The 23300-nt window shown below is 56.9% G+C and carries 21 protein-coding genes; 12 read left to right on the forward strand and 9 right to left on the reverse strand.

Going from position 1 to position 23300, the window contains the following annotated elements; genetic code table 11:
- Positions 1 to 17: 17 nt before the first annotated feature.
- Entirely contained in the window at positions 18 to 1340 is a 1323-nt protein-coding gene (locus tag AC0TOF_RS18835) for an FAD/NAD(P)-binding protein (RefSeq protein WP_473769370.1), read from the reverse strand.
- A gap of 359 nt (positions 1341 to 1699) precedes the next feature.
- On the opposite strand from AC0TOF_RS18835, the gene AC0TOF_RS18840 reads away from it, so the two are divergent.
- Positions 1700 to 2299 (forward strand): nitroreductase family protein, encoded by a 600-nt coding sequence (locus tag AC0TOF_RS18840; RefSeq protein WP_473769371.1) that lies wholly within the window; start codon positions 1700 to 1702, stop codon positions 2297 to 2299.
- A gap of 223 nt (positions 2300 to 2522) precedes the next feature.
- Positions 2523 to 4214, forward strand: a complete 1692-nt coding sequence (locus AC0TOF_RS18845; RefSeq protein WP_473769372.1) for an ABC transporter substrate-binding protein — start codon at positions 2523 to 2525, stop codon at positions 4212 to 4214.
- Between the two features lie 135 nt (positions 4215 to 4349).
- On the opposite strand, the gene mog is transcribed toward AC0TOF_RS18845, so the two are convergent.
- From mog to AC0TOF_RS18875, 6 genes are all read right to left on the reverse strand, one after another.
- Positions 4350 to 4871 carry a molybdopterin adenylyltransferase gene (mog, locus tag AC0TOF_RS18850; RefSeq protein WP_473769373.1) on the reverse strand — a complete coding sequence of 174 codons (522 nt, stop codon included), beginning with the start codon at positions 4869 to 4871 and terminating at the stop codon, positions 4350 to 4352.
- A 135-nt stretch (positions 4872 to 5006) separates the two neighbouring features.
- A complete protein-coding gene (locus AC0TOF_RS18855; RefSeq protein ID WP_122002352.1) occupies positions 5007 to 5858 on the reverse strand; it encodes a transporter substrate-binding domain-containing protein in 852 nt (283 codons plus the stop codon).
- 61 nt (positions 5859 to 5919) lie between these two features.
- A complete protein-coding gene (locus tag AC0TOF_RS18860) occupies positions 5920 to 6714 on the reverse strand; it encodes an ATP-binding cassette domain-containing protein (protein WP_122002351.1) in 795 nt (264 codons plus the stop codon).
- Complete coding sequence (locus tag AC0TOF_RS18865; protein WP_473769374.1) at positions 6711 to 7430, reverse strand: ABC transporter permease; 720 nt, start codon at positions 7428 to 7430, stop codon at positions 6711 to 6713. Before AC0TOF_RS18865 ends, AC0TOF_RS18860 begins: the two co-directional genes overlap by 4 nt.
- Positions 7427 to 8149, reverse strand: a complete 723-nt coding sequence (locus AC0TOF_RS18870) for an ABC transporter permease subunit (RefSeq protein WP_122002349.1) — start codon at positions 8147 to 8149, stop codon at positions 7427 to 7429. Before AC0TOF_RS18870 ends, AC0TOF_RS18865 begins: the two co-directional genes overlap by 4 nt.
- A gap of 71 nt (positions 8150 to 8220) precedes the next feature.
- Positions 8221 to 9660, reverse strand: coding sequence for a M20 family metallopeptidase (locus tag AC0TOF_RS18875; protein WP_473769375.1), 1440 nt, complete (start codon positions 9658 to 9660; stop codon positions 8221 to 8223).
- Positions 9661 to 10172: 512 nt separating this feature from the next.
- Between AC0TOF_RS18875 and AC0TOF_RS18880 the strand changes: the two genes are divergently transcribed.
- From AC0TOF_RS18880 to AC0TOF_RS18890, 3 genes are all read left to right on the forward strand, one after another.
- Positions 10173 to 10682 carry a GNAT family N-acetyltransferase gene (locus AC0TOF_RS18880; protein ID WP_473769376.1) on the forward strand — a complete coding sequence of 170 codons (510 nt, stop codon included), beginning with the start codon at positions 10173 to 10175 and terminating at the stop codon, positions 10680 to 10682.
- A 156-nt stretch (positions 10683 to 10838) separates the two neighbouring features.
- Positions 10839 to 11063 (forward strand): hypothetical protein, encoded by a 225-nt coding sequence (locus AC0TOF_RS18885; RefSeq protein WP_473769377.1) that lies wholly within the window; start codon positions 10839 to 10841, stop codon positions 11061 to 11063.
- A 201-nt stretch (positions 11064 to 11264) separates the two neighbouring features.
- The gene (locus AC0TOF_RS18890; RefSeq protein WP_122002345.1) at positions 11265 to 11546 is read left to right on the forward strand and encodes a hypothetical protein; all 282 of its coding nucleotides are present in this window, start codon (positions 11265 to 11267) and stop codon (positions 11544 to 11546) included.
- Positions 11547 to 11602: 56 nt separating this feature from the next.
- On the opposite strand, the gene AC0TOF_RS18895 is transcribed toward AC0TOF_RS18890, so the two are convergent.
- Positions 11603 to 13756, reverse strand: coding sequence for an OmpA family protein (locus tag AC0TOF_RS18895; protein WP_473769378.1), 2154 nt, complete (start codon positions 13754 to 13756; stop codon positions 11603 to 11605).
- Between the two features lie 172 nt (positions 13757 to 13928).
- On the reverse strand, positions 13929 to 15398 hold the full coding sequence (gene pdxR, locus AC0TOF_RS18900; RefSeq protein ID WP_473769379.1) for a MocR-like pyridoxine biosynthesis transcription factor PdxR: 1470 nt from the start codon (positions 15396 to 15398) through the stop codon (positions 13929 to 13931).
- Between the two features lie 312 nt (positions 15399 to 15710).
- On the opposite strand from pdxR, the gene tauA reads away from it, so the two are divergent.
- From tauA to pta, 7 genes are all read left to right on the forward strand, one after another.
- Positions 15711 to 16736, forward strand: a complete 1026-nt coding sequence (gene tauA, locus AC0TOF_RS18905) for a taurine ABC transporter substrate-binding protein (protein ID WP_473769380.1) — start codon at positions 15711 to 15713, stop codon at positions 16734 to 16736.
- 132 nt (positions 16737 to 16868) lie between these two features.
- The gene (locus AC0TOF_RS18910; protein ID WP_025091973.1) at positions 16869 to 17681 is read left to right on the forward strand and encodes a taurine ABC transporter ATP-binding protein; all 813 of its coding nucleotides are present in this window, start codon (positions 16869 to 16871) and stop codon (positions 17679 to 17681) included.
- Positions 17674 to 18501 carry an ABC transporter permease subunit gene (locus AC0TOF_RS18915; protein ID WP_473769381.1) on the forward strand — a complete coding sequence of 276 codons (828 nt, stop codon included), beginning with the start codon at positions 17674 to 17676 and terminating at the stop codon, positions 18499 to 18501. The genes AC0TOF_RS18910 and AC0TOF_RS18915 overlap by 8 nt, the downstream gene beginning before the upstream one ends.
- 120 nt (positions 18502 to 18621) lie before the next feature.
- Positions 18622 to 19011, forward strand: coding sequence for a nuclear transport factor 2 family protein (locus AC0TOF_RS18920; RefSeq protein ID WP_122002341.1), 390 nt, complete (start codon positions 18622 to 18624; stop codon positions 19009 to 19011).
- 39 nt (positions 19012 to 19050) lie between these two features.
- Positions 19051 to 20451 (forward strand): NAD(P)/FAD-dependent oxidoreductase, encoded by a 1401-nt coding sequence (locus AC0TOF_RS18925; RefSeq protein WP_473769382.1) that lies wholly within the window; start codon positions 19051 to 19053, stop codon positions 20449 to 20451.
- A gap of 22 nt (positions 20452 to 20473) precedes the next feature.
- Complete coding sequence (gene xsc / locus AC0TOF_RS18930) at positions 20474 to 22249, forward strand: sulfoacetaldehyde acetyltransferase (RefSeq protein ID WP_473769383.1); 1776 nt, start codon at positions 20474 to 20476, stop codon at positions 22247 to 22249.
- 50 nt (positions 22250 to 22299) lie between these two features.
- Complete coding sequence (gene pta / locus AC0TOF_RS18935; RefSeq protein WP_473769384.1) at positions 22300 to 23277, forward strand: phosphate acetyltransferase; 978 nt, start codon at positions 22300 to 22302, stop codon at positions 23275 to 23277.
- Positions 23278 to 23300 lie beyond the last annotated feature (23 nt).

The following is a 23300-nucleotide window of genomic DNA, read 5'->3' on the forward strand; positions in this document are numbered from 1 at the left end:
CGGCTTTTGAAGAGCCCTTATCCTTCAAGTAAAATCGCGGACAGCCTCTCAGCCTGAACGCGAATGTCCGGCACGGCTGTGACTTCCCAGAATGCGCCCTTCGTAACCGGACCGATGGCGAAAAACGGACCGGATGGCTCGCCTCGCGCATTGAGAAGCTGCAGCCCACGGGTTACGTCCAACCCCAGATCGAGGGCATCCGGTCGAGCCAGCCCATGTTCCATGAGTCCGATCAATGCCGCATTGCGGGTTGTCGAGAAACGCGAATTGCCGCCACGGCAATCGATGACCGCTGCCACATGCAGCGTCCCGATCTTTTCGCTGCGCCGTGGGCGATAGCGGATTTCCATCCCTCCTCCTTCGTCGCGCACGGAAACGAGATGACCCGCCGTGATTTTAAGCTGTCCGTTGTCCACGGCAGATTCGATACGATCCGCCACAGCCGGAGCCATGCGATGGCGATGGACATCCCACCATGGACGAAGATGCCTGAGGAAACCGCGACGCTGTGAAGTCGGCAACCCAGCCCATATATGCTGCGTATGTGGGCGCAGGCCGTCCATCACACTGCGCCAGCCGTAACCGGCTGTTTCCGCTTCCGCCATCATGGCGCGCACGCGCTGCATGAGCTTCGGCAGGCCCAGCGATACGGGCAGATCGTCCGCCGCAATCGGAACGGCTTGAGCCGGGGCGTGACGCGCGGGTAAAAGCCCCCTGCGTGAAATCGCGTATATCGGGGCATGATGCCCCTTGTCGAGCAACGACAACACGCTGTCGATCATCGAAAGGCCGGTACCGAATATCGCGACCGGAGCATCCGTCGGCACATCGAAATAGCCATTGCTTGACCAGTATTCCGTAATCTGGCTGCCGGATTTCGCAATGGCGGCCTCATTTCCCGTCGCAAGAATAACCGCATCGGTTTCGAAGGTTTCGCCGGTTTCGGTGACAACGGCTGGTCTGCCTGCTTTCAGCCACACGTCAACAATACCGGTCTTTTCAACCGTCAATCGTGAGTCACCTGCGGAAAGATAAGGCTCAATCAAATGCTCCAGATAGGCCCGGTAGACTTTACGCGGCACAAAACTGTACGGCTCCCACCGGTCGCCGCTCGTCTGCAGCCAATTGAGGAAGTGATCCGGCTGATCGGGAAAGGCGCTCATATTGCTGGCGCGGACATTGAGAAGATGACTGGAATTGTCCGTCGCGTAAGCTATCCCCGTTCCCAACCGGCCCGACCGCTCGAAAATTCGCACGGTCGATTCCGGCGAACGCCGGAGCAATTGTGCAGCCAGAATGATGCCGCTTGCTCCGGCGCCGATGATGACAAATGACTTCAAACTATCGTGACCTCATCCCGTTTTGCGACAACGACCCGAAACGGGTGTCGTCAAAATCCGCGCCTTAAATCTCACCTTTTTAGTTAGATTCCACCAAAGAACCGCTCTTGTAAACCCTGGAAAACCGGGAAGTTTGTTGTGAGAGCTACGCGCAGTGGCCCGTTTTCACTGCAAACGCATGACGGGAAAGTAAACAGTCCGATGAAACTAGCCACGTATCGTTGACAGTGTGTTTCAGAAACACGGGCTGGCCTCCCGCGCCCAAATAACAATATTTAGCCCATCATTATCGCAACAGGTTGCCTTGAAAATCCCAAGCCGGACAGCCTGCCAGACCGCTGAAACACAGGACCCCAGTCATGAATAATTCCCTGCTGAATTCCATCAAGAAGCGCCGTACGCAGTATGCTCTGGGCAAGTCCCTTCCGTTGTCGAATGAAGATGTGGCCGAGTTGATCCGCGAAGCGGTCAAGCACACGCCTTCCTCCTTCAACTCGCAGAGTTCACGTGCCGTGATCCTGTTTGGCGCCGAGAGCGACAAGCTGTGGAGCATGGTGAAGGAAACACTCCGCCAGATCGTTCCAGCCGACGCATTCTCGCAGACGGAAGCCAAAATCGACAGCTTCGCTGCCGGTGCCGGTACGGTATTGTTCTACGAAGACCAGAATGTCGTTAAGGGACTTCAGGAAAACTTCCCGCTTTATGCCGACAACTTCCCGGTCTGGTCTGAACAGTCGAGCGGCATGGCGCAGCATTCGGTCTGGACCGCGCTTGCCAATGCGAATATCGGCGCCAGCCTCCAGCACTATAACCCGCTGATCGATCAGGAAGTCGCCCGGACCTGGGATATTCCAGCCTCGTGGAAACTCCGTGCCCAGATGCCGTTCGGCTCAAACGAACAGCCCTTCGGCGAAAAGGCTTTCATAGACGACGCCGACCGTTTCAGAGTTTTCTTCTAAGCGTTCATTGCACCGAAAAAAGATCGGGCCGGAGGAGTTTCCTCCGGCTTTTTCGTTTCATCGGGAAAATATTTCATCAGGCCGTTGTCCCCTCCCCAAAAGCTGGATGTAATGCAGATGCTTCAAGAGAGTCGCGACGAAGCGACAAGCTTGCGAAGCTTCATCAAAGCGGGCCGCAATCGCGCGACATGTGCGGATTGCGTGGTCCGAAGGGGGAAGTTGCATGACAACCGTATTACCGCCATTTGCTCATATCTCGAAAGCAGCCCACACCAGGCACGGCCTTGCACGAAAGCTGCTGCGAGCATCCATACCGGCCGCGCTCGCGTTCACACTATTTCTGTCCGCGTCACCGAAGGCGGTGGAAGCCGCGACGCCGGCCGACACGCTTGTCATCGCGATGAGCATCGACGATGTCATTTCGCTCGATCCGGCTGAAATCTTCGAGATCACCACGTCTGAGGTGCTGACCAGCACCTATGAGCGGCTTATCACGACCGACACCAAGGACCCGACCAAGATCATCCCTCAGATTGCCGAAAGCTGGACCTTTTCGGACGACGGCAAGTCGATCACGTTCAAAATCCGCAAGGGGCTGAAATTCGCTTCCGGCAACCCTTTGACCGCCAAGGACGCCGCCTATTCGCTACAGCGCGCCATCAAGCTGGACAAGAGCCCGGCGTTTATTCTGAGCCAGTTTGGTCTCACCCGCGAAAATGCCGACCAGAACATCGTCGCGACCGACGACGAAACGCTCGTTTTCACCACAGGCAAGGCTTTTGCGCCAAGCTTTGTTCTCAACTGTCTTACATCCAGCGTTGCATCGATTGTCGACAGCAAGCTGGTGAAGGAGCATGAGCAGAAGGCGGAAAAGACCAAGGACTACCCTTACGAAACCGATTTCGGCTACGAATGGCTGAAAAACAACTATGCGGGCTCCGGTCCTCTGGCGCTCAGGCAATGGCGCGCCAATGAAGTTCTTCTTCTGGAGCGCAACGAAAACTATGCCGATCCAAAACCGGCGATGAAGCGCGTCATCTATCGCCATGTGAAGGAAGGTGTTTCTCAGCGCTTGCTCCTGCAGGCGGGTGACGTCGACATTGCCCGCAATCTGGAACCCGGCGACATCGAAGAACTGAGCAAGGACGAGAAGTTCCACGTCATCAACGCACCAAAAGGCCGCGTCTATTATCTGGTGGCCAACCAGAATGTGCCTGAACTTGCAAAGCCAGAAGTCCGGCAGGCGCTTAAATATCTGATCGACTATGATATGATCGAGGCGAAACTCATCAAGGGCATCGGCCGCACGCACCAGTCGTTCCTGCCCCTCGGCATGTTCGGCGCTGTCGGTGACAAGCCGTTTACCTATGATGTCGATAGAGCCAGGGAACTGCTTGCCAAGGCGGGTCTGAAGGACGGCTTCAAGGTGACGCTGGACGTTCGCAACACCCAGCCATTTGTCGGCATCGCCGAAAATATCCAGCAGACCATGGGCAAGGCGGGCGTGCAGGTGGAAATCCTGCAAGGCGACGGCAGGCTGACAACCACCAAGGTTCGCGCACGCAAGCATCAGATGGCTCTTGGCATCTGGGGGCCGGATTATTGGGACCCGCACACCAATGCAGTGACCTTCACCAACAATCCGAACAATGGCGAAGACGTCTCGATGCGCACGAGCGCATGGCAGGCGCATTGGGATATTCCGGAATTGACGGCGGAAACGATGGCTGCCGCAGAAGAGCGCGATACCGCCAAGCGTGAGGCGATGTATCACGACCTTCAAAAGAAGTTCCAGGACACAAGCCCGTTCGCGATCATTTACCAGCAGATCGAAACAGCCGTGACCAGCTCGAACGTGCACGGTTTCAACATGGTGGCCGATGCCAACTATGTTCAGACCGTAACGAAGGACTGACGGGAAACGAAATGGCCGGGCAAAACGCCCGGCCATTTTATCTTCCATCGTGGAAACGGCGACCGTTGTTATACGGTCTGACAATAGGGCCGGTAGCTTCGAACCGCTCGCGCCGCCGGTTTTGAGGCTATCGGCTCAACCCGGTCGATGAACCTTCACAACTGCCGGATCGGTATCGATCCGCCCCGCTCCAATAAGGTCGAGACAATAAGGTACCGCCGGAAAAATGGCCTGCAAGGTCATGGCGATAGATGCCGGTTTGCCGGGTAGATTGAGAATGAAGCTCTTGCCACGGCTGCCCGCCGTCTGGCGAGAAAGAATAGCGGTCGGTGTCTGCTCAAGGCTGACGCGGCGCATCAACTCACCAAACCCCGGCAGTTCCTTATGCAGGACCGCCTGCATGGCCTCTGGCGTTTCATCACGCGGGCTCGGCCCTGTGCCGCCTGTCGTCAGGATGAGATCACAAGCCTCGTTGTCGCAAAGATCGACAAGCGTGTCGCGAACCGATTGCATGCCATCGGGAATGACACGGCGGACTGTTTCATACGGCGTGACGACGGCGGTTTTAATCCATGCTTCCATGGCGGGACCGCTCAGATCTTCGTATTCCCCGCGGCTTGCACGGTCGGAAACAGTCACAAAACCGATCTTTACCATCACCTTCTCACAGCTAGTTTTTGGGCTCAATAAACTTCTGGCGGACTTATAGGCGCTCATCGATTTGATGTGAAGGTTTGCGCACATGAAAACGCCGCCCGGAGGCGGCGCTTTGCAAATGATGTAACTCAGAAATTACGGCGTAACGTCGAAGCCGAACCACTTTTCCGACAGACGCTTGATCGTGCCGTCAGCCTTTGCAGCTTCAATGGCTTCATCGAACATCTTTTTCAGTTCGGCATCATCCTTGCGCAAGCCTACACCGACACCGCGTCCGAGAATGCCGCCCTTGAAGAACGGGCCGGTCATGACGATGTCTTCATTGCCAGGCTTCTTGGCAGCGTCTGCGAGATAAGCGAGCGAAGCCACGACCAGGTCGACACGGCCAGACTTCAGATCGAGGTCGTGCTGTTCCGTGGTTTTGTATTCACGGATGTCGATGTTTTCCTTGAAATACTTGTCGAGAAGCGTCAGGCCGAGCGAAGCGGTCTGGACACCAACGGTGCGGCCCTTGATTTCGGCAGATACTTCGTCGATTGCCTTCTGGGCTGCCGCTTCATCCTTGGCGAGATAAAGGGTTTCGCCAGTGTGCGGCAGCTTCGCAAAAGGGCTATCCTTCAGCGTTGCGAAAGTCTGCGGCGTCAGGCCATAGGAAACCGAGAAGCTGATCGTCTCTTCACGCTTGGCCGTTGCCGTGAGGCCAGCCATGATCGCATCGAACTTGCCGGCATTAAGCGCAGGGATCATGCTGTCGAAAGGCTGGGCAACGATCGTGCACTCAACCTTCATGCGCGTGCAGAGATCCTTGTAAAGATCGATTTCAAAGCCATCCAGTGAGCCATCGGGCTTGGTGAAGTTGTAGGGACGGTAAGCGCCTTCCGTCGCGATGGTGATCTTCGTCCACTTTTTTTCCTCGGCATGAGCCGAGATGCTCGTCAGAGCAAGAGCGGAAATGAACACGGCTTTAAAAAGTCCGATAGCCTTCATTGCAGTTATCCTGTTGCGGTTGTTTCTGTCCGGCTTCCGCCGGAACGCAGAATTTCGAAAATTAGGCAGCGTTCTCGTGGCTGATGAACTTGCGGAAACGTTCCGACTTCGAGTTGCTGAACACATCTTCCGGTGCCCCGTCTTCTTCCACCAGTCCCTGATGGAAAAAGACGACGCGGTTGGAAACATCGCGCGCGAAGCCCATTTCATGGGTCACGACCAGCATGGTGCGGCCTTCCTCGGCCAGACCGCGCATGACACGCAAAACTTCACCAACCAGTTCCGGATCGAGCGCGGAAGTCGGCTCGTCGAAAAGCATGACCTTCGGCTTCATCGCCAGTGCGCGGGCAATCGCGGCGCGTTGCTGCTGCCCGCCCGAAAGATGGGCTGGATAGAAATCGCGCTTGTCGGCAATGCCGACCTTTGCCAGCAGGGCTTCTGCTTCCGCCACGCATTCCGCGCGCGGCCGTCCCTGCACAAAGATCGGCGCTTCTATGATGTTTTCCAGAATGGTCTTGTGCGACCATAGGTTGAAGCTTTGAAACACCATGCCCAGTTCCGAACGAATGCGCGAAACCTGCTTCTTGTCGGTCGGGTAGGCTTCACCTTTCGAGTTCTTCGCCATGCGGATGGTCTCACCCGAAACCGTGACCGTGCCCGACGAAGGCGTCTCCAGCAGATTGATGCAGCGCAGGAAAGTCGATTTGCCGGAGCCGGACGAACCGAGGATCGAAATGACCTCGCCTTCGCGCGCTTCAAGCGAAATGCCCTTGAGCACTTCATTCGCACCAAAGCTCTTGCGCAGGTTTTCGACTTTCAGCGCCACCGGTGCATTGGGGGAAACGTTTTTGCTCACGATGTTTGTCCCTCGGAGGAAAGCTTGACGACTGGCTGGCGCAGATATGGCGTCAGTCTATATTCTGCGAACATCAGCACACGCGTCAGAATGAAGTTGATGGCAAGGTAGATCGCGCCGGCGATCACGAAGATTTCTATGGCCCGATAGCTCTCGGCGATCAGCTTTGCTGCGATGCCTGTCACTTCCATGAGCGTGATGATCGATGCAAGCGAGGTTGCCTTGATCATCGATATCATTTCGTTGCCATAACCCGGCAACGCTTGACGGATCGCAAGAGGCATCACGACACGCCGGAAGCTAGTGAAGGCGGTCATGCCGCAAGCCTTTGCGGCTTCGATCTGGCCGTGCGGCACCGACAGCAAGCCGCCGCGGATGATCTCGCTCGCATAGGCGGCGTTGTTCAACGTCAGCGCAATGATCGCACACCAGTAAGGCTCACGCAAAACCGGCCAAAGGAACGAGTAGCGAATGATCGGAAACTGGCTGAGACCGTAATAGATAATGAATATCTGTACCAGAAGCGGTGTTCCGCGGAACACAAAGACGTAGATGCGCGCGATCCAGTCCAGCACCTTGATGCCCGACAGGCGCATCATGGCAAAAAGCAGGGCCAGCAAGGCGCCAAGCACGATGGAACTTACTGCGAGCTTCAAGGTCAGCGGCACACCGCCCAGCATTTGGAAGAATGCATCGGAATAGAATTCAAGGTTCATTTTGCCCTCCGGACGCCGCGCGAGAAGTGGCGCTCGGCCATCTGCAAAAGTCCGCCGGAAACCGACGAAATCGCCAGATAGAGTGCACCGGCAATGAGGAAGAAGTTGAAGGGCAGACCAGTGGAACCCGCGCCGATCTGTGCCTGACGCAGAAGCTCAACCACGCCGGCAACCGACACCAGGGCGGATTCCTTGAGCGAAACCTGCCAGACATTGCCGAGGCCCGGCAGGGCGTGCCGCAGTGCGAGCGGTGCGATGATGCGGCGGAATTTCAACATTCGGCCCATGCCACACGCGGTTGCAGCTTCGATCTCACCTTTGAAGACGGCGCGGAACGCACCTCGAAATACTTCCGTGTGATGCGCGCCACAGGAAATGCCGATTGCCAGTACACCTGCCAGAAAACCCGGAAAACCGATAAAACCTTCTGCTCCGAAATATTTGCCGAGCGCGGTAACAGCCGCACTGCCGCCGAAATAGAACAGATAGATGACGAGGAGGTCTGGAATACCACGAATGATCGTGGTGTAGCCGTCGGCGACTGCACGCAGCGTGCGCCCGCCGGAAATCTTCGCCCAAGCGGCAAAAACGCCGATGGCAGCACCGAGAAGGAAGCCAAGAACGGCGAGCGCCACGCTCACCAATGCGCCCATCAGCAGCACATAGCCCCAGCCGTCCGGCCCGAAGCTCAAAATATCGAGAAAGCCCATCTGCTTCATGATGCGTCAGGCCCTGTTGGAAGTGGGGGATTGAATGTCATTTCTATCTTCAAAACTATCGGCCGTCATCGTCATTTGGCGGTTTCGGGCAGTGCCGGTTGAACGCTGTCTGGAATCGGATTGACGAAAACGGTTCCGCCGAGCCGTTTTTCGTGATCCTGCTTTGCTTTCTCGATCTGCGCCGGATCGCGGAACAGCTCGATGGCCGTGCTGCCCATGATCTTCGCAGCATGGGCCATGCCCTTGTGCGCAGCGGGCAGCTTGCCCTGTGCCACCATCTGCCACGAATGAAGCGGCGTACCGATCGCGCAGGTCGCACCGCGCATCTGTACCGTGGGCACAACCCAACTCACACTGCCCACATCAGTTGAGCCGACGAGAGTATTGTCGCCCTTATAGGGCGTATAGATATCCTCGCAAAGCGAAAGGCCCTCTTTTGGCTCCACACCGAAGCGGCGGAAGGCATCGGAAATGTCTTCCTTTGAAAGCGTCTTCTGGAACCGGCTTGCCGTTTCACGGTCCTGATCGTCGAAGTCCGGAGGTCCGAGACGCTCGAGCTGCAATTGCATCAGTTGTTCCAGAGGCGTATTGCCGATCAAATCGGCATCGCCGCTGATAATTTCGCTGCGGACCGTCGTTTCGGTCATCAGGGCGGCACCCTCGGCGATTTTCTTCACGCGCTCCAGAAGCGACTGCATTTCCGGCAGGCTGCGGGCGCGGACGAGATAGCGCACCGTTGCCCTGGCTTGCACGACATTCGGCGCAAACCCGCCTGTATCTGTCACTGCATAATGAATGCGCGCCGTGGATGGCATATGCTCGCGCATATAGTTCACACCGACATTCATAAGTTCAACTGCGTCGAGCGCGCTGCGTCCCAGATGCGGCGCCGATGAAGCATGGGCCGCGCGACCACTGAAGTGGAAATTGATCTCGTTGCAGGCGAGTGAAACCGGATCGTTTACGCCGGCGAATGGTGCGGGGTGCCAGCAGAAGGCGATATCGACATCATCGAACAGGCCTTCGCGAACCATGAATCCCTTGGCCGAACCGCCCTCTTCCGCCGGGCAGCCATAATAGCGCACGCGTCCCTTGATACCTTGTGCCGCGAGATAATCCTTGACTGCCGCAGCGGCCAGCAGAGAGCCCGCACCCAGCAGATTGTGGCCGCAGCCATGACCATGGCCACCTGCTTCCAGTGGCTGTTCTTCGACCAGCCCCGATACCTGGCTCAAGCCCGGCAAGGCATCAAATTCACCGAGAATAGCAATAACCGGCCCGTCCTCGCCAGCTTCGCCCATGACCGCTGTTGGCAATCCTGCAATGCCACGCTCGACGCGAAACCCTTCGGCTTCCAGCATTGCCGCATGCGCATCGCTCGATTTGTATTCTTCATAGTTTGTTTCAGGATTATCCCAAACCGTATCGCTCAGTTCGAAATATGCGGCGCTCTTGGCGTCGACGATATCCCAAATATCGTTATGGTTTTTCAATTTGGCTCCGTCGCTCATTTCGCCGCCATCCCGAAGGATGCCGACTGGCGCCGAGACATTTCGGCAGTGATATTGCCGAAACCTCCTCGGGCTCTAATTTTGTTGATGCTGATAGAACCCGGGGCCTACTCTCGCAAGAGCCGATCGAAGAGTTGACGAAAAATTGCGTATTTTCCGGCGCTTTTTTGCCTTCGCTCCACCAATCCGCCTCAATTCATTCGATTGAAGGGCTGCCGCTCCTTCCTGTCGGCCCCATTATTCCTCACACCTGTACTGAGCAGTACCCGATATAAATGGCGGTAAGTAGCCTCGATAGTGGTCAAACTCGGTGCGAGTTTTCGCAAAATGAGAGGATTTCTCTGACAAATTGTCAGGAAGATAGCCGTTGAGGTGCAATCAACATGCCAACCTCTTGAGCGCTCGCCAGGGACAGGATAGTTCGTCGAGTGAATTGACCTCTCCAAAGCAGCATCATGATACAGGCAACAAACCGCACAAATTTTATCATCCGTCCGCTCCAAAGACGCGAAGTGACCGACATCTGGCAGATCGATCGGAGCGAGATCATTGAGGAAATGTATCGTCTCGACGGAGAACAGCTGCTGCTTGAGCCGCGCTTCTATGATGTGCGCGGCTGGCCCGAGGGCGAAGCCGAAATCTACACGCCGATCCTGCTCGACTGCTACGACCACGGCGGCGTTTTTCTCGGTGCTGAAGTGGATGGGTCTTTGGTTGCCGTCGCGGTTACAGATGTGCGTCCCGTCGGCGCCTATCCGGAATTACACCAGCTTGGCTTCATGCATGTCGATAATGCCTTCCGGGGATTGGGCCTTGCGGGCGAACTCTATCGGCGCAGCATGGCCCTTGCCACGGAAGCCGGAGCTCAAGGTTTCTATATTTCCGCCACCCCCACGCGGCGGACCATCGATTTTTATCTGAAACAGGGTGCGAAAGTTACATTGGCCCCTGATCCCCTGCTCTTCGAACGCGAGCCGGAAGATATTCATCTCATCCATCGATTCAACGGCGAGGCTTCTTGAAGCGGAACAGGAACCGCTATCATCGATTCCTCAATCTGCATTCGACGAGGCTGAAACACCTGCAAACTCCCGCGTTGCGTTGATTGTCGCTGTCATAAAACGATTTGTTGCTTTCCCCATGAATTAGGGGTTCAATTGATCAAATGGGAGATCACCATGCCATTTCGCGGTAACAAATATCAGGGAACATACGCGCCCGAGGATATTCAGGTTCTTCAGGCTGCCTATAATCGTTGCTGCGGCTTTCTGGATCGATGCCCCACTACACATGAAGACAAAGAGACACTCGCGCGAGCGATCATAAGAACATTTGAATCCGGTGAACAGAACCCGGACAGGATCGCGGAAATCGTAGCGAAGCTTGAGCACGCCCGCGCCTAAAATCTGTCTGTTTTTTGTAAAAAGCAATGAAGGACAGACGTGTAACTCTGGCAAATCTGTGACTGCCTGAATGTTTTACGCAAAGTAAATAATTCAGAGATATAAACATTTTACAATCTGCTATATTTCAGTATAGTAGATTGCACGGATTTATAGGCTTTCGGATGGAATGATCTGTCAGCCATATGCGGAATGCATAGAATGCCATTTTCGAGAGATTATTACTTCGGGCGCTTCAAACCCGCCGAGTTGGAAAAGCTGCAAGCGGCTTACGTGAAGTCGTGTGAATCGATGTCACGTTGCCCCATCACCTCTCCCCACAAAGACGAAATGGCACGCGAAATCATCCAGATTTATGAATGCGGCGTCCGCGACGCCGAAAAAATCGCTGAGCTCATGGTGCAGATCGAGGCCGTAAAACCACGGCCTATGGGCGAATTGCTGCTTGAGCAGGCCACGGCACTCCAACCCAAGACGGCTTGATCGCAATCACTTCAATGCGCTACCCGGATGCGGTTTACGCATCCGGGTATTTTTATTCAACGCTGGGCGACGGGCCGCACCAGCGGGGTGACACGACGAATGGTGACGCGGCGATTTTCCTGCTCGGCGGCTTGCGTGCGAATTTTGAGGAAGCGTTCGCCATATCCCTGCGTAACAAGATTTTCCGCAGGAATATCGTAGACCTCCGTCAAAAGGTTCGCGACCGATTCAGCGCGTTTGTCCGACAGGACCAGATTTGACCGATCCGAGCCGACTGCGTCCGTATGTCCCTCGATAAAGAAGGTTTCACCGGGGTCCTTCGCCAGCACCTTCTGCATAGCGGTCGCAACCTTGCGCAAGGTCTTGGCCTGCGACAAGGAAACCTCGGCGCTTCCCGTCGCGAAGTGGATCGTATCCAGATCAATGCGGCGCACCTTGTCGCGCAGACGGGCAGAGTGGCGAACTTCATCGATCGTATAGACCCGCTCCACACGTTCTACTGGCGGCATGGCAAGGAAGTCGTAGAAATCGCGATCCGGATCGTCCGCAACGTCGATAATATAGTCCCTCACCGGAATGGTCAGGCGCATGGGCGGAAGTTCGTAGCCGACATCGATGATCGAAGCACGCGGATTATCGTCATATTCCGGCGCATAGATCATCAGATACTCGTTGCCGTCCCGATCGATACGGGAACGTTGCAGAACATCGCCATAACGATCATAAACCGTAACGATCTGGTATCCGCCGGGACGAACGATGGTTTCGCGGGTGCGGCCCCGCGGCAGTTCATCGTAATAGGTCCGTTCCGCGTCGCGACGCAGTCTTGGGCGATCATCGCCGCGCACGAAGATGCGGTCGCCCACGTCGAGAATGACGCGGTTATCCACTTCCTCGATTACTTTGACGTTCGTGACATTGTTGGTCACATTATTGACCGTCGTGTTATTGATGACCGTATTGTTCACCACCGTGTTGTTAACGATGTTGGTGGTTTCCGGCACGGCAAAAACCGGCGCTTCCTTTATGCGAGTGCCCTCTTCCTTGAGATTGGCCTCGATCTTCTGCGGGAGTGCAGCCTTCACTTCCTCGGGAATAGCGACCTGTGCCGCAGCATCATTTGCGGGCGGCGCTACATTTTCCTCGGAAGCGCGCTGCTGTTCACGCTGTTTGCGACGCTCTTCACGCGACTGGCTTCCACCCGAATTGTCGGCATCCTTGTCGCTGTCGAGAATGGCGGCACCATTTTCAACCGGCAGGACCACCGTATCATTCGTCTTGGCCGGGTCTTTTGCAATCTCTTGCTTTTCCTCGGTCGAACGCTGATCGACTATTTCCGGCGCCTGCCCCTGTTGCGGACTTTCGGTTGATTGCGGCTGCTCGACCGGGGTCGCAGGCTGAGCCTCATTTTCCGGCTTCTCCGTCGCCTTCGGTTCTTGCGGTAGAGCTTCTTCAGGATGCTCGACAATCGAGTCTTTCGCTGGCTCTGTCTGCGAAGGTGTTACAGGGAGTGCCTCTGCCGGTTGCTCGGCTGGCTTTTCCGCTTGCGGAGCCGGAGCTTCCTTTGCCGGTTTTTCGGGTTCAGGTTGCTCGGATTGCGCTTCAGGCTCCACAGCGGGAGCTTCCTTCACCGGCTTTTCGGCGGGCGCTCTCTGCTTCTGAGACTCGGCGGCCTTGCGAGCAGCCTCCTCCTCTGCCTTCTTCTGTTCTTCGGCGCGACGCTGGGCTTCTTCTTCAGCAGCCTTCTGCTGCTGTTCGCTCTGGCGCTGCGCCTCTTCCTCGGCTTTTTTCTGCTCAGCGGCCTGCCTGGCTTGCTCTTCAGCCTGTTTCTGCGCTTCGCGCTCTGCAGCCTTCTGTTGTTCCTCGGCTTGCTTCTGTGCTTCGCGTTCGGCGGCTTTCTGTTGCTCTTCTGCCTGCCGCTGGGCTTCCTCCTGAGCGGCCTTTTGCTGCTCTTCGGCTTGTCGGCGGTTTTCTTCCTCCGCGGCGCGCTGTTGTTCCTCAGCCCGACGCGCTTCTTCCTCCGCTGCCTTTTGCTGCTCTTCAGCCTCGCGCTGCTGCTGCAGCAATAGCTCGTCGGACGGCTGGTCTCCATTCTCCTGTGCCAACAGGATGGGAGCCGTCAATGTATCCGCGAGCACAGGCTGCGCGAGAATGGAGGCCGAGAGAACCGGCACCGCCACCGTGGCAAGAAGCTTCGAACGAATAGACATATATCCTTCTCCTTCTGGAAGGCAGAATTGATGTGCGTCTGCCTACGGATTCGCAGGCAAAGACACTGCACGTCGCCAGCGGTACCCACTGAATTGGGACAAATTCCGGCGATTTCACAAATCCGTTATCGTAATCCACATGAACGCAGGCTGAACCCAAGCGTTCCGAACATTACGAGATTTGCCGCATTCGTCGGGCCAGAAGCTCTATGCCTTCCGCAATGCGGCTGAGTGGAATTGAGGAATAGGCGATACGAAAATAACGGCATGGCCGGTCGTCGCCCCAGAAGAATGGCGAGCCTGACTCAATCAGCACACCGTCCTCGCGCAGATCGCGGGCAAGCTTGTCTGCGTCCATGCCCTCAGGGCCTTCGATCCAGAAAGCGGTGCCACCAAAACCCGACTTGCCGGCGATTTTCAAGCCTTCACAATCCAGGGCCTCAATCATGACGATATGGCGCTTGTGATATTCCATCCGCATACGATGGATGACGGCATCGTAGTGACCAAGCGCCAGAAAATAAGCTGCTGTCCGTTGTAAATGGCCGGGCGGATGGCGCAACATAAGCGCGCGCAGCGCCCTCGCCTCGCGGATGACAGGCGCGGGCGCGACCAGATAGCCGAGCCGTAGCCCTGGAAACAGCGACTTGGAAAAGCTGCCCACATAAAGAACTCGGCCATACTGATCGAGCGATTTCAGCGCCGGTGTGGGCGGCTGGAGAAAGCTCATCTCGAATTCATAATCATCCTCGACGATGACGAAATCGCGCTCGGCAGCCGCTTCCAGCAACGCTATACGCCGCGTCCGCGGCATGGTCGCTGCGGTGGGCGATTGGTGACTGGGTGTCACGAAGACCGCATCAATGCCATCAGGCAGCAACTCCGGCGGCAAGCCGCCTTCATCTACATCCAATGCAGTCACGCGTGCGCCGGTCAGATGCAGCGTGGCGCTGATATCGGGATGGCCGGGGTTCTCGCACACGACATGCGAACGCCGCGTCAAAAGCAGATGGCTGATAATCCAAAGCGCGTTCTGCGCGCCGACCGTGACCAGAATTTCGTCCGGTTCGGCGCGTATTCCGCGGCTTGGCAGCGTGCGCGAGCGGATATAGTTGACAAGCTCCACATCGTCAGCGGCTGCGAAATCGCCTGCCATAAGGATGAAATCTTCGCGTGCCAGCGCACGCCGGGCGCAATCGCGCCATGCGGCGAGGTCAAACAAAGTTTGATCCATCTGGCCGTAAAGAAACGGGTAGCGGTATTTTCGCCAGTCGAGCGGTTTGCGAATGGTTTTGGCTATATTGAAGCCGGGGCGCAGTTTGGACGACCAGTCGACGGCGGTATCAGGTGTCTGCAAGAAATCCCTGTCGGGATGACTGATGGGCGGCGTCGCGGCTACGTGATAGGCACTGCGCGAACGCACTTCCAGATAGCCCTGAGATACGAGCTCCTGATAGGCCAACGTTACAGTGAGACGGGATATTTTCAGATAATCTGCCAGTTTCCGCGTCGAAGGCATGCGGACGCCCGGCAATATGGCACCGGAAAGAATGGCTGACACAGTGGTCTCGCGGATCTGCGATTGCAATCCGGTGTTTCGGCTGCCGTCTATGAAGAAAATCGTCGGCGAGACTGCATCCAAAACTCTACCCCATAAGTAAATTTGCAACTACGCCTCGGTTTGCGTCAGTTTTTCCGCTTCATGCTCCACTTAGCAATAGCGTTTCTTCTTTCTGATTTTCCCCATGGAATAATTGCGCTGGCGAAAGTGTGGCGTGTCCGCATATCCGGCAGCAACCTCTCCGCCACCAAACTGGACTTATTGACTATTCAAACTGGATATAAGGCAAAATTGATGAGATGGCTATCGTTCGTATCTGGAACTGGAGATTGGCGGAAAACGCCAGCAGTCGTGACCAAGTCAGGCATGGTTCTTAAATGGAAGGGGAACTCCATGAACTATTTCAACTGCATAAAACGGGTGGTGTTATTTTCGGCTGCAGCAGCGCTTTCCACATCTGCAGCCTATGCCGAAACCACGGTTGTAGTCGGTTATCAGCAAATTGTCGGTCCATTTCTAACCGCAATCGCCAACGGAAAATTCGACGCGGCAGCCAAGGAAGCCGGATACAAGATCGACTGGCGCCAGTTTGCGTCGGGCGGCGATATTTCAACGGCACTTGCGTCGGGCAACGTGCCCGTCGGCGTGATCGGCTCGACGGGCATTGCCGCAGCGGCCACACGCGGTGTCGACCTCCAGCTGTTCTGGATTCTCGATAATATCGGCAAGTCGGAAGCACTGGTGGCGCGCGAAGGTTCCGGCATCGAGAAGCCGGAAGACCTCAAGGGCAAGAAGATTGGCGTGCCTTTTGTCTCGACCTCGCATTTCCATCTGCTCGTCGGCATGGACGATATATGGAAGATCAATCCGCGTGATGCGGAAATACTCAACATGACGCCTCCGCAAATCGTGGCCGCGTGGCAGCGCGGCGATATCGATGCGGCCTATGTCTGGCCACCGGCGCTTTCCGAAATTCTCAAGACGGGCAAGGAAATTGCCAATTCGGAAGAAATCGGCGCGAAAAGCGTTCCTACCTTCGATGGACTGGTGGTCGACAAGAGCTTCGCCAGCGAAAATCCGAAATTCATGACCGCCTTTACCACTGTACTGAAGGATGCCTATGCCGACTACAAGGCCAATGGCAGCCAATGGACGGCGGACTCCGATCAGGTGAAGGGTATGGTCAAGCTGATCGGCGGCAATGCTGCTGACATACCCGGCGCGCTCGCGCTGTTGTCCTTCCCTACGGTCGAAGAACAGGCTTCACCGAGCTGGCTCGGTGGCGGCAAGGACAGCGGCGCGCTCAAGTCTGTTGCCCAGAGCGCAAAATTCCTTGTTGATCAAAAACAGCTCGACCAGGCTCTGGATGATTATAGCGGCAACGTCAACGGCAGTTTTGCCGAAGCTGCCGCGAAGTAATTACGTGACGTAATTCAAGCACCTCCGCCAGCGGTAGGCCTTCAGGTAAGCCGCTGAACCGAGACGGTTCCTGCAATATTGTAACCTCTGGTCTGTGCCGGAACCGCTCCTTCGTTCCCGAAAGGTGACGTTATGGAAACCTTGAACGTATCGAATGTCAGTCTGACCTATCCCGGTCTTTATGTGGAAGAAGCCGTGATTGCGCTGAAGGGTGTCAATCTGCGGATCGATAGCGGGGATTTCGTGGTGGCGCTTGGTGCGTCCGGCTGCGGCAAGACCACGCTTCTCAATCTGATGGCGGGATTCATGATCCCGTCATCTGGCGAAATCACGCTAGGCGGAAGGCAGGTGCGCGGCCCCGGCGCCGACAGGGGCGTCGTGTTCCAGAAACATGCGCTGCTACCCTGGCTCAATGTCATCGACAACACTGAGTTCGGCCTCAAGCTTCAAGGTGTGCCGAAGGCGGAACGCCGCGCCCGCGCCACAAAAAATCTGGCTTTGGTCGGCCTGCAGGATTTTCACAATCACAAGATCTACCAGCTCTCCGGCGGAATGCAGCAGCGTGTCGGCATTGCCCGCGCCCTGACCTGCGATCCGGCGATGCTGCTCATGGATGAGCCGATGGCGGCACTTGATGCCCTCACCCGCGAGACAATCCAGGAGTTGCTGTTGCGTGTCTGGCAGGTGACCAACAAAATGTTCTTCTTCATCACGCACAGCGTCGAAGAAGCCCTGTTTCTCGGTTCGCGGCTGATCGTCATGTCGCCGCGTCCCGGACGGATCACCCACACCTACGATCTGGATTTTAATCGACGCTTTCTGGAATGCGGTGACGCGCGCGCCGTCAAGTCCAGTCCCGACTTCATCAAGATGCGTGAGACAATTCTGGGGATTATCTATGGCGATGAACGTGCATCAGGAAACCCGGAACTGGTCCATGCTTGAGTTCGTAACTCGGGCAAGGCCAGTCAAACCCGGTAAAATCTATGGCGCCCCCGGCGACGGCAACAGCGGCTTCACCAGCCTTGTGACCGCACTGATTTTGCTGGGGCTCTGGTTTCTCGTGACAGGAATGGGTTGGGTCAAGCCGCTGTTTCTCCCATCTCCTTTTGCAGTCTATGGCAAGTTTATGGTTGCTATGACCGATGGCGTGGCAAATTCCACGCTGGCCGAGCACACGTTTGCCAGTCTTGGCCGCGTATTGGGCGCCTTCGCGATTGCCTGCATCACGGCCATTCCTATTGGTATCATGATGGGGATGAGCAGCTTTGTCCGTGGCGTACTCGATCCGATTATCGAGTTCTACCGTCCGCTGCCGCCGCTTGCCTATCTGCCACTGATCATCATCTGGCTCGGCATCGGCGAATTCCCCAAGGTGTTCCTCATCTTTCTCGCGATCTTCGCGCCCATGGCGATTGCGGCCAGAGCTGGCGTGCGCTCGGTCTCCACCGAACAGATTCACGCCGCCTATGCGATGGGCGCGTCTCGAACGCAGGTGATAACGCAGGTCATCATGAAAGCGGCCATGCCGGAAATCTTCACCGGCATGCGCATCGGGATCGGTGTCGGCTGGACGACGCTGGTTGCTGCGGAAATGGTGGCCGCACATCGCGGGCTTGGCTTCATGGTGCTCAATGCAGCGCAGTTTCTGGCAAGCGATACCGTCATCATGGGCATCATAGTCATCGGCGTGTTCGCTTTCGCCTTCGACCTGCTGATCCGCTATCTGGAAAAGGTTCTCATCCCATGGAAGGGCAAAATCTGATGGTGACGCAACCGCTGTAACCAGCCCGACCGAATTCTCATTCGCAATATCAATCGCGCGGCAATTCTGCCGTGCCACGGGCAAGCTTTGCCCGAAAACAGACTTGGCAGGGAGCAACGAATGTCCGCAGGGCAACTCACAGAGAAACATTTTTCCGACCTTTTCGACGCCTTCAACCGACATGACATCGACGCGATCATGGCCTTTTTCGCCGACGACTGCGTGTTCTTCACCATCGGTGGCGATGAGGTCTACGGCACTCGTCTTGAAGGCAAGGACGCTATTGCCAAGGCCTTCTCCGGCGTCTGGGCTGCCATGCCAAATGCGAAATGGGATGGGCACAGGCATTTCGTGAGTGGCGACCGCGCCGTGTCCGAATGGACCTTTCGCGGAACCGATGCCAATGGCGCACGCGTCGAGGCTGAAGGCTGCGATCTCTTCACACAGCGTGACGGCAAGATCGTTCGCAAACAGGCATTCCGCAAGAACCGGCCTTTGCTGAAGGCGTAAGCCCCAACAATGTCCGTCGGTGATCTGGAGGACCGACATATGGATACCCACACTCTCAACAGTTTCTCCGCTACACAGCCATTCGACCCCGCCTATGATCCGGTGGTTTCGAAAACGCCGGGACAAGGCCGCGACTATGCGCCAACCTACTGGATCGGCACGGCTGGCCCCGCGCCCGAAGATGACGGCCCCATTCGCGGCGATGTCGATGCCGATGTCGTGGTCGTTGGTTCAGGCTATACCGGGCTTTCTGCCGCGATCCACCTCGCCCGCGACCACGGCATCAAGGCGACGGTTCTGGAGGCGAACGGCGTGGCCTGGGGTTGCAGCACCCGAAATGGCGGTCAGGCGCAGATTTCCGCTGGCCGGCTCAAGCGCTCCCAATGGATCGAGCGCTGGGGCGTGGATGTGGCACGCAAGCTGCACCGGGAAATCGCCGAAGGGTTCGATCTCTTTCGCGCCCTGATCGCGGAGCCGGAAATCGATTGCGATCCACAGGATGGCGGCCATCTCTACATCGCCCATCGCGACAAGGTGCTTCCCGCGCTGGAGAAGGAATCCCGCCTGCTGAACGAGGTTTTCGGCTATGGCACCCGCATGGTGGGCCGCGAGGAAATCCACCGCGATTTCATCCGCGATCAGGAAGCCCGCGGCGCAATGTACGAACCGGACGGCATCGGCATCCATGCTGCAAAGCTCGCCTTCGGCTATCTCAGGCTTGCCCGCAAGTTGGGCGCGAAGGTGCACACGGCAAGCCCGGTGCTGAGTTGCCGCAAGAACGGCAATGTCTATCATCTCAACACGCCGAACGGGACGGTCAAGGCGCGGCAGGTCTGTTTTGCAACGGCTGGTTATACGTCGCCCGGCCTGCATCCGCTGACCCGATATCGGCTGATGCCGGTCTTGTCGAACTCGGTCGTGACACGCCCGCTGACGCCGGATGAAATCGAGGCTTGTGGTCCGAAGACCGGTATTCCGTTGACGGACACGCGCACGCTTCGCCATTACTACCGCTTTCTCCCCGATGGGCGGATGCAGATCGGCAGTCGCAGCGCCATTACCGGGGCCGATGCACCGAACCCGAAACATTACGATCTGCTGCTTTCCGGCCTCTACCGGAAATTCCCGGCGCTCACCGGCATCGGGATCGATTATTCATGGTGGGGATGGGTCGATGTCAGCCACGACATGATGCCCCGCATCTATCGGCCCGACCCGGCACAGGAAATCTATTATGCCATGGGCTATGGCGGCAACGGCGTGATGTATTCGGCACAGGCCGGACGCCGCGTCGCGCAGCTCATGGCCGGTCGCGGACAGGGCCTGGACCTGCCGATCTTCACCTCCGAATTGCCGAGCTACGGCATGTTGACGCCATTCAGGCGCATAGGCCAGCGCGCCATGTATCGCTGGTATGCGCTGAAAGACGAAATTTTGTGAATTGCAAGGAAAGGTATGCGCCATGAAAATGACGACGGAAGAAGCCTTCGTAAAGGTTTTGCAGATGCATGGAATAGAGCATGCATTCGGGATTATCGGATCGGCCATGATGCCGGTTTCCGATCTGTTTCCAAAGGCGGGCATCACCTTCTGGGACTGCGCACATGAGACGAATGCGGCACTGATCTGCGACGGTTATACCCGTGTGACCGGCAAGATGGGCATGGCGATCGCCCAGAACGGACCGGGCGTGACGGGCTTCGTCACCGCCATCAAGACCGCCTACTGGAACCATACGCCCATGCTGCTGGTGACGCCGCAGGCCGCCAACAAGACCATCGGTCAGGGCGGCTTTCAGGAAGTGGACCAGATGGCGCTGTTTGAAGAAATGGTCTGCTATCAGGAAGAGGTACGGGATGCGACCCGCATTCCGGAAGTGCTGAACCGTGTGATCGAAAAGGCCTGGCGCGGCTGCGCTCCAGCGCAGATCAATGTTCCGCGTGATTTCTGGACCCAGGTGATCGATGTGGATCTGCCGCAGATCGTGCGTCTGGAGCGTCCGAGCGGCGGGCGCGAGGCGATTACCGAGGCTGCAAAGCTTCTGACGGAAGCAAAATTCCCGGTCATTCTCAACGGTGCCGGTGTCGTCATCGGCGGCGCAATCCCGGAATCCATTGCGCTTGCCGAAAGGCTCGATGCGCCGGTCTGTTGCGGCTATCAGCATAATGACGCCTTCCCCGGCAGTCACCGGCTTTCGGTCGGCCCGCTCGGCTATAACGGCTCCAAGGCCGCGATGGAACTGATCGCGAAAGCGGATGTGGTTCTGGCACTCGGCACCCGCCTCAACCCGTTCTCGACCCTGCCAGGCTACGGTATCGACTATTGGCCGAAAGATGCCAGGATCATTCAGGTCGATATCAACCCGGATCGGATCGGGCTGACCAAGAAGATCACGGTTGGCATTTGCGGCGATGCCAAGCAGGTCGCGCAGCAGATATTGGACCAGCTCGGCGCCAATGCCGGAAATGAAGGCCGAGAGGAGCGCAAACAACTCATCCATCAGCGCAAATCCGCCTGGTTGCAACAGCTTTCCTCAATGGATCATGAAGACGACGATCCGGGCACGCAATGGAATGCGGAGGCACGCGAGCGCGAAAAAGATCGCATGTCGCCGCGTCAGGCATGGCGGGCCATTCAGGCGGCCATGCCGAATAATGCGATCATGTCGACGGATATCGGCAATAATTGCGCCATCGGCAACGCCTATCCGACGTTCGAACATGGCCGCAAATATCTGGCGCCAGGGATGTTCGGCCCCTGCGGTTACGGCTTCCCGTCCATCGTCGGCGCGAAGATCGGGCAACCCGACACGCCGGTGGTCGGCTTTGCCGGCGACGGAGCGTTCGGCATCTCGATGAACGAAATGACCTCCATCGGCCGCAAAGGCTGGCCAGCGATCACCATGGTCATTTTCCGCAATTATCAATGGGGGGCAGAAAAGCGCAACACGACGCTGTGGTATGACAACAACTTCGTCGGTACCGAGCTCAACCCCAACCTCAGCTATGCCAAGGTCGCGGATGGCTGCGGGCTGAAGGGCGTGACCGTCGACAGCCAGCAGGCGCTTACCGAAGCCCTGCAAACGGCGATCGACGAGCAGGCCAAGGGTGTGACCACCTTCATCGAAGTCGTGCTCAATCAGGAATTGGGCGAACCTTTCCGCCGCGATGCGATGAAAAAGCCGGTCGTTGTGGCTGGTATCAGCAAGGCCGATATGCGTCAGCAGATGCCGGTTTGACGATTATGCCGGGAGGTTTCCTCCCGGCAACTCCGGAGAAATATACATCCATGCTGCCACTGGAAAAGATTTTCGAGAAGGCCCGCTCCAACCCGCGCCATATCGTGCTGGCCGAAGGCGAAGACTCGCGCATCATCGACGCGGCGCTGCGCGCCGAGCGCGAAGGCATTGCCCGCATCACGCTGCTTGGTTCGCCGGATATTATTGGCAGGCAGATCGACGGATCAAGCATCGAGATCATCGATCCCACGAGATCGGACAAAAGCGCTGATTATGCGCATAAGCTCCATCGGCTGCGTCAGGCCAAGGGCACGACGGCAGAACAGGCCGAAACCATGGCAAAGTCACCGCTGGGTTTTGCCGCCATGATGGTGCGTGAAGGCGATGCGGATGGAACGGTGGCGGGCGCGGTTTCGACCACCGCCGATGTGGTGCGCCATGCGCTGCAGATTATCGGCAAGGCCGAAGGTGCATCGCTTGTTTCCAGTTTTTTCCTGATGCTGCTTTGCCAGTCGCATCATCAGAAGAAAGGCGCCTTCATCTTTGCCGATTGCGGCCTCGTGGTGGAACCGGATTCCGCACAGCTGGCCGATATCGCCATGCAGTCGGCGGAATCCTACTCCCAACTGACAGAAAAAGACGCCGCCGTCGCCATGCTATCCTTCTCCACCGGCGGCAGTGCCGCGCATGAGCGCGTGTCGAAGGTAGTTCAGGCAACCCGGACGGTTCGAGATCGGAAACCTGATCTGTGCATCGATGGCGAACTGCAATTCGACACGGCTTTTGTGGAGGCGATCAGCCACGCAAAATCACCGGGTTCCCCGTTGAACGGCAATGCCAATGTGTTCGTGTTTCCCAATCTGGAAGCAGCCAATATCGGCTACAAGATCGCACAGCGCATTGGCGGTGCGCAGGCGATCGGCCCCGTGCTTCAGGGGCTGGCCAAACCCGCGAACGACCTCTCACGCGGTTGCAGCGCGGACGATGTCCTCCACATGATTGCTATAACCGTCAATCAGGCAAAGTGAGGACATCGCGTTCTGCGCAACTG

It is taken from the genome of Ochrobactrum sp. PL_is501, assembly GCF_055816895.1.

Excerpts from the sequence above, each read along its gene's own strand:
- AC0TOF_RS18925 (WP_473769382.1), top strand. The coding sequence starts at position 19,051 with ATGGATACCCACACTCTCAACAGTTTCTCCGCTACACAGCCATTCGAC.
- tauA (WP_473769380.1), top strand. The coding sequence starts at position 15,711 with ATGAACTATTTCAACTGCATAAAACGGGTGGTGTTATTTTCGGCTGCA.
- AC0TOF_RS18855 (WP_122002352.1), bottom strand. The coding sequence starts at position 5,858 with ATGAAGGCTATCGGACTTTTTAAAGCCGTGTTCATTTCCGCTCTTGCT.
- pta (WP_473769384.1), top strand. The coding sequence starts at position 22,300 with ATGCTGCCACTGGAAAAGATTTTCGAGAAGGCCCGCTCCAACCCGCGC.
- AC0TOF_RS18885 (WP_473769377.1), top strand. The coding sequence starts at position 10,839 with ATGCCATTTCGCGGTAACAAATATCAGGGAACATACGCGCCCGAGGAT.
- AC0TOF_RS18870 (WP_122002349.1), bottom strand. The coding sequence starts at position 8,149 with ATGAAGCAGATGGGCTTTCTCGATATTTTGAGCTTCGGGCCGGACGGC.
- xsc (WP_473769383.1), top strand. The coding sequence starts at position 20,474 with ATGAAAATGACGACGGAAGAAGCCTTCGTAAAGGTTTTGCAGATGCAT.
- AC0TOF_RS18895 (WP_473769378.1), bottom strand. The coding sequence starts at position 13,756 with ATGTCTATTCGTTCGAAGCTTCTTGCCACGGTGGCGGTGCCGGTTCTC.
- AC0TOF_RS18915 (WP_473769381.1), top strand. The coding sequence starts at position 17,674 with ATGCTTGAGTTCGTAACTCGGGCAAGGCCAGTCAAACCCGGTAAAATC.
- AC0TOF_RS18890 (WP_122002345.1), top strand. The coding sequence starts at position 11,265 with ATGCCATTTTCGAGAGATTATTACTTCGGGCGCTTCAAACCCGCCGAG.
- AC0TOF_RS18920 (WP_122002341.1), top strand. The coding sequence starts at position 18,622 with ATGTCCGCAGGGCAACTCACAGAGAAACATTTTTCCGACCTTTTCGAC.
- AC0TOF_RS18845 (WP_473769372.1), top strand. The coding sequence starts at position 2,523 with ATGACAACCGTATTACCGCCATTTGCTCATATCTCGAAAGCAGCCCAC.
- AC0TOF_RS18910 (WP_025091973.1), top strand. The coding sequence starts at position 16,869 with ATGGAAACCTTGAACGTATCGAATGTCAGTCTGACCTATCCCGGTCTT.
- mog (WP_473769373.1), bottom strand. The coding sequence starts at position 4,871 with ATGGTAAAGATCGGTTTTGTGACTGTTTCCGACCGTGCAAGCCGCGGG.
- AC0TOF_RS18875 (WP_473769375.1), bottom strand. The coding sequence starts at position 9,660 with ATGAGCGACGGAGCCAAATTGAAAAACCATAACGATATTTGGGATATC.
- AC0TOF_RS18865 (WP_473769374.1), bottom strand. The coding sequence starts at position 7,430 with ATGAACCTTGAATTCTATTCCGATGCATTCTTCCAAATGCTGGGCGGT.
- AC0TOF_RS18840 (WP_473769371.1), top strand. The coding sequence starts at position 1,700 with ATGAATAATTCCCTGCTGAATTCCATCAAGAAGCGCCGTACGCAGTAT.